Origin of the sequence: Pantoea stewartii subsp. stewartii (genome assembly GCF_008801695.1) — a bacterium.
Classification (GTDB): domain Bacteria; phylum Pseudomonadota; class Gammaproteobacteria; order Enterobacterales; family Enterobacteriaceae; genus Pantoea; species Pantoea stewartii.
Genome location: NZ_VZPF01000020.1, coordinates 17,455 through 32,381, shown reverse-complemented (window position 1 = coordinate 32,381; position 14,927 = coordinate 17,455). Strand labels below are relative to the sequence as shown.

Annotated in this window: 13 protein-coding genes and 2 pseudogenes; 5 read left to right on the top strand and 10 right to left on the bottom strand. The window is 54.5% G+C overall.

Annotated elements, in window-relative coordinates; translation table 11 throughout:
* Nucleotides 1-456: 456 nt before the first annotated feature.
* The 4 genes and pseudogenes from F7Q90_RS07585 to F7Q90_RS07570 form a co-directional block, all read right to left on the bottom strand.
* Nucleotides 457-1,155, bottom strand: coding sequence for a hypothetical protein (locus F7Q90_RS07585; protein ID WP_006119039.1), 699 nt, complete (start codon nt 1,153-1,155; stop codon nt 457-459).
* A 422-nt stretch (nt 1,156-1,577) separates the two neighbouring features.
* Nucleotides 1,578-3,056, bottom strand: a pseudogene (locus tag F7Q90_RS07580) (methyl-accepting chemotaxis protein); the annotation flags it as partial.
* A gap of 2 nt (nt 3,057-3,058) precedes the next feature.
* A complete protein-coding gene (locus F7Q90_RS07575; RefSeq protein WP_006119037.1) occupies nt 3,059-3,391 on the bottom strand; it encodes an MCP four helix bundle domain-containing protein in 333 nt (110 codons plus the stop codon).
* A gap of 691 nt (nt 3,392-4,082) precedes the next feature.
* On the bottom strand, nt 4,083-5,513 hold the full coding sequence (locus F7Q90_RS07570) for a purine-cytosine permease family protein (protein ID WP_006119036.1): 1,431 nt from the start codon (nt 5,511-5,513) through the stop codon (nt 4,083-4,085).
* Nucleotides 5,514-5,799: 286 nt separating this feature from the next.
* On the opposite strand from F7Q90_RS07570, the gene F7Q90_RS07565 reads away from it, so the two are divergent.
* The gene (locus tag F7Q90_RS07565; RefSeq protein WP_006119035.1) at nt 5,800-7,344 is read left to right on the top strand and encodes a methyl-accepting chemotaxis protein; all 1,545 of its coding nucleotides are present in this window, start codon (nt 5,800-5,802) and stop codon (nt 7,342-7,344) included.
* 56 nt (nt 7,345-7,400) lie between these two features.
* Here F7Q90_RS07565 and F7Q90_RS07560 read toward each other — a convergent pair.
* The 3 genes and pseudogenes from F7Q90_RS07560 to F7Q90_RS07550 form a co-directional block, all read right to left on the bottom strand.
* Nucleotides 7,401-8,300: pseudogene (locus tag F7Q90_RS07560) on the bottom strand (mechanosensitive ion channel family protein); the annotation flags it as partial.
* A gap of 571 nt (nt 8,301-8,871) precedes the next feature.
* Entirely contained in the window at nt 8,872-9,495 is a 624-nt protein-coding gene (locus F7Q90_RS07555; protein WP_006119034.1) for a protein phosphatase CheZ, read from the bottom strand.
* Nucleotides 9,496-9,672: 177 nt separating this feature from the next.
* Complete coding sequence (locus tag F7Q90_RS07550) at nt 9,673-10,347, bottom strand: hypothetical protein (RefSeq protein WP_237166132.1); 675 nt, start codon at nt 10,345-10,347, stop codon at nt 9,673-9,675.
* A gap of 287 nt (nt 10,348-10,634) precedes the next feature.
* Between F7Q90_RS07550 and F7Q90_RS27605 the strand changes: the two genes are divergently transcribed.
* Nucleotides 10,635-10,766 (top strand): hypothetical protein, encoded by a 132-nt coding sequence (locus F7Q90_RS27605; protein ID WP_263758101.1) that lies wholly within the window; start codon nt 10,635-10,637, stop codon nt 10,764-10,766.
* A 118-nt stretch (nt 10,767-10,884) separates the two neighbouring features.
* Nucleotides 10,885-11,571: an RluA family pseudouridine synthase gene (locus F7Q90_RS07545; protein WP_006119032.1), complete on the top strand. Its 687-nt coding sequence runs from the start codon at nt 10,885-10,887 to the stop codon at nt 11,569-11,571.
* Between the two features lie 76 nt (nt 11,572-11,647).
* Here F7Q90_RS07545 and F7Q90_RS07540 read toward each other — a convergent pair whose 3' ends face one another.
* The 3 genes from F7Q90_RS07540 to F7Q90_RS07535 form a co-directional block, all read right to left on the bottom strand.
* Nucleotides 11,648-12,190 carry a DUF2058 domain-containing protein gene (locus F7Q90_RS07540; protein ID WP_006119031.1) on the bottom strand — a complete coding sequence of 181 codons (543 nt, stop codon included), beginning with the start codon at nt 12,188-12,190 and terminating at the stop codon, nt 11,648-11,650.
* 29 nt (nt 12,191-12,219) lie between these two features.
* Nucleotides 12,220-12,363: a hypothetical protein gene (locus F7Q90_RS26605; protein ID WP_006119030.1), complete on the bottom strand. Its 144-nt coding sequence runs from the start codon at nt 12,361-12,363 to the stop codon at nt 12,220-12,222.
* A 70-nt stretch (nt 12,364-12,433) separates the two neighbouring features.
* A complete protein-coding gene (locus F7Q90_RS07535; RefSeq protein ID WP_006119029.1) occupies nt 12,434-12,916 on the bottom strand; it encodes a cold-shock protein in 483 nt (160 codons plus the stop codon).
* 267 nt (nt 12,917-13,183) lie between these two features.
* On the opposite strand from F7Q90_RS07535, the gene F7Q90_RS07530 reads away from it, so the two are divergent.
* Complete coding sequence (locus F7Q90_RS07530; protein WP_006119028.1) at nt 13,184-13,849, top strand: haloacid dehalogenase type II; 666 nt, start codon at nt 13,184-13,186, stop codon at nt 13,847-13,849.
* A 24-nt stretch (nt 13,850-13,873) separates the two neighbouring features.
* Nucleotides 13,874-14,923 carry a phosphotransferase gene (locus F7Q90_RS07525; protein ID WP_006119027.1) on the top strand — a complete coding sequence of 350 codons (1,050 nt, stop codon included), beginning with the start codon at nt 13,874-13,876 and terminating at the stop codon, nt 14,921-14,923.
* The last annotated feature ends 4 nt before the right edge of the window (nt 14,924-14,927 follow it).

Here is a 14,927-nt window from a genome sequence, read left to right as displayed (position 1 = left end):
AACTGTTTCCTTACTAAAAGGGACGCCGCGCAGAGATAGCCGTTTTTTATTCGTACATCATGCAGGCCCGGACGCTGCCTGAAATCAGACACTGTTTTGTCAGTGGTTACCCGACAAAGACCCACTCGATTGTGAATAGCAGGGATTATGTGCTCCGGGAAGAAGCCGGGATCGCCGTCGTTCAGGTGATAAGACCGGTTACACCGGATAACAGGGAACGGCTTACAGGTCGTCATACAGCGGGTCGGTTTCAGAGGAAATGGAGACAGGTCTGCCCGCACCAGGTGTTGCTGCCAGCAGAAAGCTTTAACAGGTTGCATGAAGCGAACAGCGCTACAGGCTGGCTGTTTCACCACGTGCTTGTGTTTTCAGACCGGAAATAACGGACCCTGTTTAGCATAATATGGCCCCCCTCAGGCTGGTGATAACAAGGCGCTAAGCGCGCCCCGAATACCCTTATTGCGGTAGTGCATGTGCAAAGAATTTAACCCCATCAGGCCAGGCGCCCCGATGGCCTGAAAAGGCGGCAGCGGCGTGACCGATCGTCATATTTCGGCTGCCTGCCTGGGTGATATCCGGACCGTCAGCACGTAATCTTGCCAGCGAGATACGTGACGGCCTGACAACAGCGATATGACCCGGTCTGTGCTGATCGGGGCTTTCATAGGCGACCACCACCAGCATGCCTTTATTCGCCAGCTGCTGAGCGTGCCACGCATCGCTGACCCTGATCCAGCCTGACTGACGCCCTTCACTACTGTCAAACCAGCGCGTTTGTGCGCTCGCCAGGAAAATCTGGCTGTGCTGAGGCGGCCTGAGCATATAGACGCCCAGGCGTGCGCCTACCGCCGCCGCAAACGCGCTGCAGTGCGTATGATTACCGGGACCAGAATAGGTATCCGGTCTGTCCGGCTTGCCCGTTTCCCAGTTGACGTGATGATGATTCAGCCATAAATGCTCCACGTCAGCATGGTCAAGCACGGCAAGAATCTTTTGCGCGTTGGGCGTGAGCGCGCCGCAACAGGGCGCATCCTGCGGCGGCACGGACTGGACGTTGCCAGCCGGAACCGGGCTGGCGACAGCCGACAGGGCCGGGAAGAGAAAAGCCGCACTCGCAAAGACGGCCAACGCATATCTGCTCAGTGATGGTTTCATAGTGACCTGACTGTATAGAATTAAGGTTCGTCATTGAAAGGGCTTCTTCAGTAAGCGCGCACGCCCCTTCTTCCGCCATTCCGTGCGGTGAAGCGCCGGAACCCATCGCGCCTGCCTGCACCTTTATTTTACGCCTCTGCCACATCTTCAGGGTTGGGTTTCTGCATGACGAATTGAGCTCTGCCTCCCGGGTTTCCCGCCTGAAGCGGCGAACAGCCTGCATGTTTCTGTCATCGCACACCCGGTCGTGGCGTGCCTCGGTGACGTGACACGTCAGGCGGATTTCAATTTACTCCGGCAGGGATTTTTTGCAAGGTTCACGTTCTGTAAGAACCGCAAGGTCACCACGGAGAATCTGTGGTGACCCCTGCCCGTTCAGAGCCTGCGCCCGTTTTCAGCAGCACAGGCGTTTGTGTTGATTTTCAAAAACTCTGCCAGTTGGTCTCCGCTGCAGCGGAAACAATATTGCTGACAGGGCGCATCATGGCGGGCGGAGCTATCGCGCTTTTCACTTCCTTAAGCGCGTCAGGTCCTGCACGCTGGATAACAAACGTGGCAACCAGGCGGTTTAATGCTGAGGCCTGTTCCATTAAAGAACGCGACGCAGAGGATGCTTCTTCCACCAGGGCCGCATTTTGCTGCGTCACATCATCCATTTGATTGACGGCCAGATGGACCTGGCTAATTCCCTGAGACTGTTCCTGGGCGGCGACAGAGATTTCATCGACCAAATCGGTAACCTGCCGGACGGCATCGTTCATTTTGTGCATATTTGTACCCACCCCTTCAGCCTGTACCGCACCGGCTTCCACAAAGCCCATTGACGATTCAATCAGCGCTTTAATCTCGCGGGCTGATGACGACGAACGCTGCGCCAGGTTGCGCACCTCGCCAGCCACGACCGGAAAACCACGGCCCTGCTCGCCTGCCCGTGCGGCTTCGACCGCCGCATTCAGGGCAAGGATATTGGTCTGAAAGGCAATCCCCTCAATGAGAGAAATAATGTCGGTAATTTTGGCCGAGCTTTCGCGTATATCGCCCATCGTCGTCAGCATTGTTTTCACCCGATCTGCGCTGTCTTCTGAAATCTCACGCGCATTTTTCGCTAACTGGCTGGCCAGTCGGGTATTTTCTGCCGTCTGACGCACCGTTTCACTCAGCTCTGACATACTGGCAGCCGTTTGCTCAAGTGATGCCGCCTGCTCTTCAGTCCTTGCCGATAAATCCTCGTTACCCGCTGACATTTGCGATGACGCTGTACTGACAGACTGCGCGGCACTTTCCACAGCGTTCAGTGACAGCGACACAGTCTGAATCAGATGGTTAAACGCTTTTGCCGTCAGGCCGATTTCATCAGAGCGTGTGTCATCTGCTTTGAGAGTGAGATCGAGGTTTTCGCTGGCCTGCTCCATCGTCAGGCGCATGGCATTCAGCTGGCGGCGAATGGCTAAAATTGTCTTAACGGTAAAGAACCCCAGCAGCAAAATAGCGGCGGCTGAGCCGGTGATCAGGGTTAACAGCGTATGATGATAGGTTCTGTCGTTTTCTCTGCTGAGCGCATTGGCGAGATTGGTATTGAGCTGAAGTTGCTGCTGATAATTCGCAATGAGCTGTCGGGCTTCGGCGCCAATCCCTGTTGTCCCCTGCAACATTCCCAGAGACACAGCATCATTCTGAGCACGTGAGGCGGCCAGAAAGGCCGGCAGGTCGCGTTCTATTTTATTAATCATAGTAAACGCCTTTTCCGTCATTTGCCTGTCTTGCTCGTTGGACGTGTCCTCTGCAAGGTAGTGCTGATTAAGCGCACGAATATGTTTGATTGTGTCGTTGACTTCTTTTTCGATGACAGCCTGCCTGGCCAGGTCAGTCACGCTCTGATGATGATAAAGGGCGATGATGACGTCTAATAATCAATTGTGGCCGCCTGGTCGCTTTGCATCGCCTTCTGGCCTGCCATGGTGATCAGGTTCAGCGCCTGGTCATCTTTAGCGAGCAGGTTCTCCAGGGCATTTTTCCCTTCGGCTGATACATTCTGCGACATGCTGCTCACCAGTTTTTCGCGTTTCGCCAGGTAGTTCGCTTTCTGGTTCTGCACCCGCTCCCACTCGGTTTGCTTCTCTTTTGCATCGCTCAGTAAGGCAATATTTCTTACCGCAACGGACATATCCCGGGCAGCACTGCGCATATCCTGGATCAGATTGTACCGATACATTTTATTGTTGACGGCATTATCCATGTCGTCCCGTGCCTGCCAGAGTGCGTGGAGCGCAATGCCTGTGCAGAGCACAAAAAAGCAGGATGAGCAGGCAGAAGCCTGCAGCGAGACGTGTGGCAATTTTCATGGTGTTTTCCCCGATAATGTTGCTACTGCTGTGTGTAGTCCGGTTTTGCTGAATACATTTGCCGGAAAGATCTCTGCAAATGAAAATTTGTGTTTCCTTCACCTGTCAGTAACGGCTGGCAGGGAAATCTATATAGATGACAAAATGGAATTCGGGTGGGACAGAGGGGACAGAAAGCAAAGCCAATACGGCAAAGTCGCGCATAGCGCGGCTGGGAGGGCGAAAACTTATTTTACAGAATATTGTTAGTAAACATGTCACGATAAAACGCGGCGTATCAAACATCTCCCGTCACAGGGGGATCATGCTGTTCGAATGCGATCTCCAGCTTCTGTGAACAGCAGTGTGTTGCGTTGACGGCAACGCCCGCAGGCCAGGCGTAACCTCATGAATTCTGTACGGGCGGAGGCGTTTCTGTGCCCGGTTTGCGATGAACATCGACACGGTCAGGATGATTCATCGGGTGCCTTTCGGAAATGCCTGTGACGCGATGTTGTCCGTTGTTGAGACGGGGAAGATGCCGTAAACCGCTTTTCCATTCCCCCGTTAACCCGTCTTACCTGCCGCCAGAAAGCATGGCAACAGCTATTCTGCCGGGGAGACTGAATGGACGGGTGTGCCCCGGCGATCCCAGCGGCGGGCCATCCACCACAGCAGTGCCGTGATGCACCAGCCAATACACCACGACACATCGTTACCGGCAAACAGCCAGGTGAGTGAACCATGGTGAAGTGGATTGTCGATAAACGGCAGTTGTACCAGCACACCCAGGACATAAACGGTAATCCCCACCCTGTTCCAGCGGCCATAACGTCCGTCTGGCTGTGACAGCGCAGGAATATCCACTTTGCCCTGGGTGATCACATAAAAATCGATCAGGCTAATCGCGCTCCATGGCACGAAAAACGCCAGTAAAAACAGCAGAAAATGGGTGAACGTTTTCAGAAAAGCAGGTTCACTCAGCAATGCAATCACACAGGCCACACTGACCATCAGGACCACAAACAGAATGCGTGCACCCCGACCCATTGCGGATTGCTGGCGGAAACCCGAGACAATAGTGGTCAGTGCCATAAAACTGCCGTAAGCGTTCAGGGTGGTGAACGTGATTTTGCCGAAGCAGATAGCGAAATAGATCACCATCGCCATCGTGGGCGTACTGCCCAGGCTGACAATATAGCCAACCTCATTGCCCGCAAACGCCTTTCCGGCCAGCGCCGCGACAATCACACCCAGCGTCATGGACGCCTGCGTCCCCGTTACGGTGCCGAAAAACACTGACCAGAACAACGTTTTCGCGGAGACATTCGCAGGCAAATAGCGCGAATAGTCGGAGACATAAGGGCAAAATGCGATCTGCCATGAGGAGGAGAGCGACACCGCCAACAGGAAATGAGCCAGCGTGAAGTGCTGATTCTGCCAGACAGGCGTTAAGTCATGCGTTATCACCAATGTGATAAACAGATAAGCAAAAGCCAGTACACCAACAAGGCTGGCCAGTTTGCCAAGCTGATGGATCACCCGGTAACCCAGCACCGCAATGACGATGATTAGCGCGCTAAACAGGATCATGCCCGTCGCATTGCTGACATGCACCAGCTTAGCCAGCGCCTGGCCGGCCAGCACGGTACCGCTGGCCGAAAAACCGACGTACATCATGCATACCAGCAGCAGCGGAATGACTGCCCCATAGACGCCGAACTGCATGCGGCTGGTGATCATTTGCGGTAAACCCAGGCGCGGCCCCTGAACCGCATGTAATGACATGATACCTGCGCCCAGGATCTGTCCGACCAGTAATCCCACCAGTGACCAGACCACATCGCCCCCCAACACCACCGCCAGCGCACCCGTAACTATGGCGGTGATTTGCAGATTTCCGCCAAACCACAGTGTGAACTGGCTAAAAGGATGACCATGTCGCTCCCGCAGTGGGATGTAATCAATGGAACGGCTTTCAGAGAGGCGCGGTTTCTCAACGCCTGAATAACCTGCTGCAGATGTTTCGGCTGGCATCATTTCCTCACTGGGCAGTGTATGGGGTGCGTTGCTGTTTACGTCCGGCGGACGCCAACGCAGGGTGACAGTACATGTATAGACAGGCAAGGATAGTGTCATGCTCACGCTGAAGTGACAAGGCCATGCGTCATTGGAAAATGTGATGAGGCCTGTTCGGCAAAATGTGCGCACGAAAAAGCAAAACTGCTTATTTCTGATACGATTTAAACGTAGCCGTAAAAAGTAATGTCCTTTTTGCTACGAACGCAAACACAGCAAATTTAACCTACATAATGAGACAATAATGAAAATATCCACACGCCTTATTGCAGGTTTTGGCCTGCTTATTCTTTTGTTCATCCTGTGCACCGGGATCGCCCATCAGGCCCTGCATCATGCCCGTGAAGGCATGGACGATACCGTCAACATCAAGATGAAAAAGTATCAGTTAGCGCAATCCATGTACGGTGAAGTCAGAGATATGGGCATTGCCGTCAGGAATATCGCGCTGCTCAGCGACACCCAGGCGATGCAGCCTGAAGTCACGCGGATTCAGAAACAGAAAGCGCTCTTTATTGCTAACCGTCAGGCGCTCGGCGCTATCCTGGCAACCGACTCTACGCCGGCGGGTCGTGAGGCTTTCAAAAGAATTACCGACAGCGAAGGACCAACGTTTGCCGCCCGGGATCAGGCAACCAGGCTCGGGCTGGCCAATCTTGATAAAGAAACCACGGACTATCTGTTAAAGGACTTGCGTCCTGTTCAGACTAAGTTACTGAATGCTCTGCGCGATATGACAGAGATTCAGGAGAAAAACAGCCAGGCTGCTGTGCAACAAAACAGCCATTCTACTGCCCGCGCCTCGCTGATTCTGATGCTACTGGCCACCGCTTCCGTGATTGTCGCGGTCGGTGCCTGTGCGGTCACTATCAGCGTGCTGATGCGCCAGCTGGGCGGTGAACCGGCACAGGCGCAGGCGCTGGCCGCCTCCATCGCAGCCGGCGATCTGACCGCCACCGAGTCACTGCGCCGCAAGGACACCACCAGCCTGCTGGCCTCCCTTGACGTCATGCAAGCCAGGCTCCGTGCGCTGGTTTCCCAGATTAAAGAGGCTTCGGCCTCCGTTGCGCTGGCTGCCGATGAAATCGCGCAGGGCAATACCGAACTGTCCTCACGTACCGAACAGCAGGCGGCGGCTTTGCAGGAGACGGCTGCCAGCATGGAGCAGCTGACGGCCACGGTGAAAAGCAATACGGCCGGTGCACAGCAGACGGCCGATTCGGCACGTGAAACCGCACAGCTTGCCCGCACGGGCGAATCTGACGTGCAGCGCATGACGCGCACCATGCATGACATTTCGGTCAGCGCCACTAAAGTGCGCGACATCACCGCCGTGATCGAAAGCATTGCCTTTCAGACCAATATCCTGGCCCTGAACGCGGCTGTTGAGGCGGCCCGTGCCGGCGAGGAAGGACGCGGTTTCGCCATGGTCGCGGGCGAAGTGCGCACGCTGGCCCAGCGCAGCGCTACGGCAGCACGTGACATTAAAACGCTGATAGAACAGGCCGTTGAACAGGTGGAAAGCGGCGTGACGGTTGCCTCCTCAACCGGTCAGAGCATCCTGAAAATCGTTGGAATGGTCGGCGAACTGGCTGACGCCATGGATAATATCTCTCTGGCCTCCTCCGAGCAGATGCAGGGCATTTCGCAGGTCAGTATCGCGGTGAGCCAGATGGATGGCGTGACGCAGAACAATGCCGCCCTGGTTGAAGAATCGTCTTCGGCGTCACGCTCACTGTCAGAACAGGCGCATGCGCTGCGCGGCATGGTCGCGGCATTCCAGGTGTAAAAAAGGCGGCAACCGCCGCCAGAGAGCAATAAATTCGGCACAAACCGCCAGGAACAGGTGGGCGAATTTTGTGCCGTCATTAATAATCTGATTGTCATGGTTTTTTCAGAGGTGTCGGTGACCTGAAGCACCTGGGTTTGCTGATCCCAGAGTTTGGTTTCACTGAGCACTTTCTCGAAATGCTGGCGCAGCGGCTCAAGCGGCAGGGAGTAATCCACATACAGAAACACCGAGCCCAGGATTTGCGCGTTGTTGCGCGTCCAGTTCTGGAAGGCGTTTTCCGTGAAATAGGTAATCGGCAGCACCAGCCGACGGAGATCCCAGATACGCACGACCACATACGTCAGATTGATCTCCTCTATCCAGCCCCACTCTTTTTCCACCACAACAGCGTCATCAATTTTGATCGGCTGGGTAAAGGCAATCTGAATACCGGCAAACAGGTTAACCAGCGACTTTTGCAGCGCAAAACCGATGATGATGCCTGCGACGCCCGCACCGGCCAGGATGGTCGTGCCGAATTTACGCACGCCGGGAAAGCTGAGCAAGATCATCGACAGACTCAGCGAGACCAGGATCACGATGGCCACTTTTTTCACATAAATTAACTGCGTGCGAATATTACGGGCACGCAGATTGTTCGACAGATTGATATCGTAGCGAATGAAAAGCATATCCTGCGCCACATTGGTCAACCGAATCAAAATGGAACAAATCGATAAAATGATAAAGATATTGGCGGTGGAGGTGATAAACGCCACGGTTTCAGGACGCAGATCGATGTAGTTAATGCCGATATTGATCAACACCAAGGGGATAAACAGAAACAGCGAACCGCGCAGGTGCTTTTCCAGTGATTTGAACAGTTTTCGGTCCCGGTTCTGCCAGAAGCGGATGAACCTGAGAAAAATAAACCGGGCCAGAAAGCCCACGATAAATGAAAGCGTGACGAGCAATACAGCAGGTATCCATGTTGGCGCACCCGATAACTCCCCAATAAGTAATGTGTAATGGCATCATTTCCCCTTATAGTCCGTCAGCAACCTGAGTTGTCGGATAAGTCACTAAAATCAGTAACCGTTGTGTTCCCGGTTATCTACGAATGAAGTCATTGCGCACATTAGTTTATGAAATTTTTTAACAATTGACTGACCTGTCGGTAAAAAAGCCCTGCCAGCATGCATATGGCCCGAGACAGCCGAATGCAATTAACTGTTATTTATAGCATTTTTATTCTTTCGCGAAGCAGCGGACGCCGTTCTGTGTGGGGATGTTTATGTCAGCGCAAGCCCTGACAGCCGACGGCCAGGCAGGCATACGCGACTGCCGCCGTTGACAGTACCGCGCCAGGATGCGCGGTGCGGCTGGCAAAACGGGAGAAGAAATCTGTCCCGCTGTGCCGTCGGTGTTGCGGAAAAGGCGCCGGTGGGCGGTATCGCCGAGAGGTCGCCCCCCTGCCTGACGAATGGCGCAGGCAACCCTTTAGTATGCCGGAAGAGATGGGTCTTAAAGAGAGCGAGTCCAGCCTTAGAGTCCTAGGCTGGCGAGCAAATCGTCCACGTCATCCTGCGAGGCTGACGGGCTCTCTGATGGCTGTGCAGCAGCCGGTGGACTGGCCACTTTGGCCACAGGCTGTGCGGGCACGTTATCCCTCAGCACCTGAACCAGGTGGACTTCCAGCTCATTCAGCATTTTCGTCATGCGCTGGATAATCTGGCCCGTCAGGTCCTGGAAACCCTGAGCCATCATCACCGCCTGAAGTTGCTGACGGGTGAAACCGGTTAACTGCGGCACTGTGCCAAGCCATGTGCGCGTTTCTTCCGCCAGCGCCCGTGCCGCGCCCTCGTTTTCCGGTGTGATAGCCGTGCTGTTCCAGCGCGCCAGCAGACTTTCCGCCGTATCCTGTAGCGTTGTCTGCGCAGGCAGTGTCAGCTCCACGCAGCCCAGTACCTCACTGGCCGCATTTTCGGTCATGGTCACCACATAGCCCAGACGCGCGCGGGCATCCGGGATCCCGCCCGCGACCTCTGACAGGGTTTGATCGTAGCCCAGTTCACGTAGGCTGTTACGTAAATTACGCAGCATAAAACCTGCACGAATGATCAGTGTGCGCGTATCATCCGCAGATAAAGACAGTTTAAGTTCAGACATCGAAACGCCCTCCGTTCAGAGGTGTGATTAGATTATCGGCAGGCGCGGCCTGAAAATTAATTGCTGTGGTCATTATCTTTATGGCGCAGCGGATAAAGGACGTTGTGAGGCGGATTTACAGCGGAGACTAAGGCGCTTGTTGCACGGCCTGCCGGTTAAAACAGGCCGTACTGCTCACTATTTTTTCAGTAAGCGTGGCAGTTGATTATCCAGCTCCAGCAGGCAGGCATCCATCATCTTTTGCGTCACCTGCGTGACTTTGGCGTAATGGTTGGCCGTCCAGTCATTCAGCGGTGCGGTGACATGCGCGGGTTCACATTCCGCAACCACATAAGGACTCAGGATCGTGCCGCCTTCCGGACGTTTATAAAACAGGACCCGATACGTTAAATCGTAGTTATTGTTGCCGGACGACATATCGGTGTACACCAGCGACCATTTTGAGGCAGCAATGAACAAGGGTTGTGTGTAAGCATAACCCCCGCCATTTTTATTCAGCCATTGCTGGATTTTGACGTCGGCTTTGGGCGTGAAATACGCGGCGGTGGGTTCCGGCATGCTGTCAATATCACTGCCCTTGTAGTTATTCTTATCAAATGAACCCGTGCTGATGCCGCCCCCCAGCACGGCACTCAGTACCGCTATTCCCATTCCTGTCCCGGCTCGGGCCGGCGTGACCTGGCGCAGTTTAACATCCGCGTAGGTATTATTATTCATATCGGTAGGTGCGAAAATCGTGTTGACGGTTAGTGAACTGCCGTTCTCCGCCTTGATCAAATGCGTATTTTTATTCTCCGCACATCCCGTCAGAAAGAGTAAAGCCAGCGTGCCCGTAACGATAATTTTGTTCATCATGAATGCCATTCCCTTTATTCAGTCGCCCTAAATCGTTATTTTTTATGCAGTTATAATGATCACACTGCATTTATCTATAACGGGTATTCATGAAAAACCTTTAGGTATTTTTTATTAACCTTTTTTGACGCCCCGTAACCGGCTGTGTCGCTGCCAGCGCCAGGGAAAGACGGAAAGATAATGCAGCCTGTTGTGGCGCGGGCCCGGTTATCTGGCAGGATGCGCCTGGTCTGTCGCGCCCTGTCGTGATGTCTGTTCCCGCCTGCAACAAGGCGGTGAACAGCGTGTCACGCCCGGAGCTTACTGGCGCGGTGCCCGCAACCGTGCTGATCTGGTCAGATCCCCGCAGTGAACTGATGACGTTCGGCCTGCCGGTAAGCACGCCAGCGATCACCGCGCTGGCTATTAGCCGTTAGCCGCTGTGACCGGCATTAACTAACGCAGCGTGCGCGGGCTTGTCCTGCGCCTGGCGTGATTCGCCTACGGGCGGAAAATGGGTTACTATCCGCGCCCGCTTCCCTTTGAGGCTGCCTGATGTCTGCCCTGTTCGACGATTTTATTGCGCCGCCCTGCCATGAGGCGATCGCGATCCTCTATGAGGACGCGCACCTGCTGCTGATTAACAAACCCAGCGGGCTGCTGAGCCTGTCCGGCAGGCACCCGAAAAATCAGGACTCGGTCCATTTCCGGCTGGCAGCGCGCTTTCCCGGTTGTACCCTAGTTCACCGGCTGGATTTCGGCACCTCCGGGCTGATGGTCATTGCCCGTAATAAGGCGATCAATGCCGCCCTGTGCGCGCAGTTCAGTCAGCGAAGCGTCAGCAAAGTTTACACCGCGCTACTTTGCGGCCACGTTGAACACGATGAGGGAAGAGTGGATGCGCCGATTGCGAAGCAGTTTCCGTTGATGGCGATTTGCGCACGCACCGGCAAACCAGCGCGCTCGCGCTATCAGGTGTTGGCGCGTTTTACGTATGTCCCAGATGACGGGCCGTCTCTGCCGGTCACGCGAGTGCAATTACGTCCTGAAACCGGTCGCACTCACCAGCTGCGTATTCACTGTCAGTACCTGGGGCACCCTATTTTAGGCTGTGAGTGGTATGGCGGTCTGCCGCCGCACAGCGCACGGGCACCCAGACTGATGCTGCATGCCAGCGAGCTGCATTTTACCCATCCTGTCAGCGGAGACGCGATTCAGGCCCGTCATGACAGTCCGTTTTAGGGGTAAAACGCCACGCGGTTATTCTGCGCCCCCGCGACCAGGCGGAGGCGCTCTGAAGCGGCTGATGTCGCGTGGATTACCACATCAAATCGTCTGGCACTTTGAAATCGGCATAAGGATCGTCCTCTTCCTGCGCGTCCTGACTGAGTGCGCTGTTTAAGACAATGCTGTCGGGATCGCGCTGCGCGATCTTATCCGCGACGCTGGCCGGAATAATCGCGTAGTGCGGCTCGTCGCTGTTTTCTGCCATCAGACGGGCAATGGCCAGGCGACCGTTAATCAGTTGGGTCTGCACAGGTTTATCGACCATGATTTTTTTAATCAGGTTGTTATCCGTGAAGTTAAAACCGATCTCACCTTTTGCCACGACGATTCTGTTCATTTCAATTAACTGCTTCACCTGCGCTTTATACTCTTTCGCCAGCACCGCTTGTTTACGCTTTTCGCTGAGCTGCCTGTCCCGCTCGATCTGCGCTTTTTTTTTGTTTTCTTCTACGGCTTCTCGCGCTTCGCGCGCCTGCACGCGTGATTTTTTCGCGGTTCTCTGGACCTTGTCCATTTTTTTACTGGTTACCAGTCCCGCTTTTAATAACTGCTCCTGAAGAGTGAGTTTTGTCATTGTCGTCTCTGCATCGGTGAAATTAGAGTTTAGAAGTGAGCCTGAGGCGTTACCGCCCCGCCTTTTTGCGTCGGCAGACAGGCGGAAAGCGCGAGGTCAGGTGCGGATCTGCGGCGCGTGGCAGGCGGTACATCGTCATAACCGCGCTGCCGGATGGGCTGCTGGCGGCGCATGACCTCGCTCCATGAACATCGCCTTATCGGCCAGACCGTCGTCCCAGCGGGCCAGCGGCTTTATCGGGCATCAGACTTTGAACATTTTGACGGTAGCGTCAATATCAATCTCATCTTCCGTGAAGATTAAGATTGCGCCCTGAAAGGTCGTGATTGCCAGTTTTTTCAGGGTGCGCATCGCTTTCGTCTTTTGCGCTGATTTGGGTCGGATATTATTCATCAGTATTCCCACCGACAGCACCGTGTTTTCTTTATCAATCCCTGCATCTGCCGGAACGTCTTCACTGAAAACAACGTAAGATTTAATCGCGGTAAGTTTGATGCGCTCACCCGCAATATAAATGTATTTACTCTCTGGCAGGACTTTCACCGCAAACGCTGACAGCCCTTTATTATTCGTCGTAGGTTCGAACGTGACCGAGGCATCTTTTTTAATCAGGTCAGGATTGGCAACTTTGATGACATGAAAATAACGGTTATCGCCGTTTTCATCTTTAATAAAACCAAAGCCTTTATCCTGAAACCAAGTAGTAATTGTACCGTTCATCGCCATTGTCGCCTGTTTAATCGTTTATCACCTTAATTTTTGCAGCGCGCAGTGTAAAACACAATGCCCGTACGCACTAATTTTTTGGGCATCATTACGTCCGGTCCCGCCGTTTCAGCCTGCCCCGTCAGTGAGGATCTTCCCCACCACCCGGCCCGATGCCGTAAAGCGGCCGCAATTGAGCAAAAACCCCTTCTTTGTCGCGGTAATAAGAAATTATGTGTTTGCGTCGCGCGATATACTTCTTTCATCCACATGAAAGAGGTTAAGCAAATGATTTTCAGGCCAAAATTTATCAGCTTTGATTGCTATGGCACGCTAATCAATTTCGAAATGGGCCCAACGGCAAAGGGCATTTATGCCGATCGGGTCAGCGAAGCGCACATGGCGACTTTCCTGGCGCATTTTCGTTTCTACCGGCTTGATGAGGTGCTGGGTGCCTGGAAACCATTTTACCAGGTGATTGAAAATGCGCTTCAGCGCGCCTGTCATGCCCATGGCGTCGTCTATCAGGAAAGCGATGCGCAGACGTTTTATGCTGCCGTGGCCAGCTGGCAACCTCATCCGCATGTGGTTGAGACGCTGACGACGATAGCACAGCATATTCCGTTAGTGATTTTATCCAATTCCATGATCGACCTGATCCCGCACAGCGTTACCCGTCTCGGCGCGCCCTTTCATGCGGTGTACACCGCCGAAGAAGCCCAGGCCTACAAGCCGCGTGCCCGGATCTTTGAGTATATGTTCGACCAACTGGGCTGCGGCCCCGAACAGATGATGCACTGTTCATCCAGTTTTCGTTATGACCTGATGACAGCGTGCGATCTGGGCTTTATGGCCAGGGCGTTTATCGATCGCGGTCATGAGCCGGCCATTGACGGTTACGGTGTGAACCGCCTGACCGACTTCCGCCAGCTTCCCGGCCTGCTGGGCCTGTGATCTCCTCAACGGCAGGGAAACATCATGTCTGAAACTGAGACACATCAGGCTGTCGCCCTGAATACCGCCGCGCCTGCGCTGTCGTTATCTGCCGTACAGGCGTTAGTGGCAGAGCGGTACGGTATGACGGATACCGTTGTGCAGCCACTGGCAAGCGAACGCGACCAGAACTGCTGCATTGAAACCCCGACCGGTACGCGTTTTGTCCTGAAAATCAGTAATCCCGGCGAAGCGAAGGCGATTGTCGATTTCCAGATCGCCGCGCTTGAGCATATCGCCGAGGTGGCACCGGATCTGCCCACACCGCGCGTCGTGCGCACATCAGCGGGTAAGGAATGTGACATTGTCACGTTACCAGCAGGGAGCACCACGCTGGTTCGTATGCTGAGTTGGCTGGAGGGCTCTCAGGTCAGGGATACCCAACCTACCCCCGCACAGCGTCGGGCCATGGCGTGCTGTCTGGGCCGGCTGGATTTGGCGTTGCAGGGTTTTTCACATCCGGCCGCCCGCCACGATCTGCTGTGGAATGTTTCCGCCGCGCATCGCCTGATGGACAAACTGGAGGCAGTCATCGATCCGGCACGGCGTCGCCTCGCAGAAAAATTTATGATGCGCTTCACCACCCAGGTATTGCCGCGTCTTGGCTCGCTGCGGGCGCAGGTGATCCATAACGATTATCACCTGTATAACGTGCTGGTTGCGCCAGACGCACAGGATCGTCTCACCGGCATCATTGACTTTGGCGACATGATCTATGCACCGCTGGTAGGGGAAGTGGCCACTGCCGCGGCCTTTCAGATGACCGGCTGTGACGATCCCTTCGCAGGGGCTGCGCAGTTCGTCGGTGCCTACCACAAAACCCTGCCGCTCACCGATCTGGAACAGGCTCTTGTCACCGACCTGATGGCGACGCGTCATCTGATTACAGTCCTGATTACCGAATGGCGCGCGGCCCGCTATCCACATAACCGCGCTTACATCATGCGTCACAATCCTGCCGCCTGGGAGGCGCTGTCGATGCTGGCAGACCTGTCCCGCGACACGGCACGTGATCGCCTGCTGGCCGAACTCTGATACG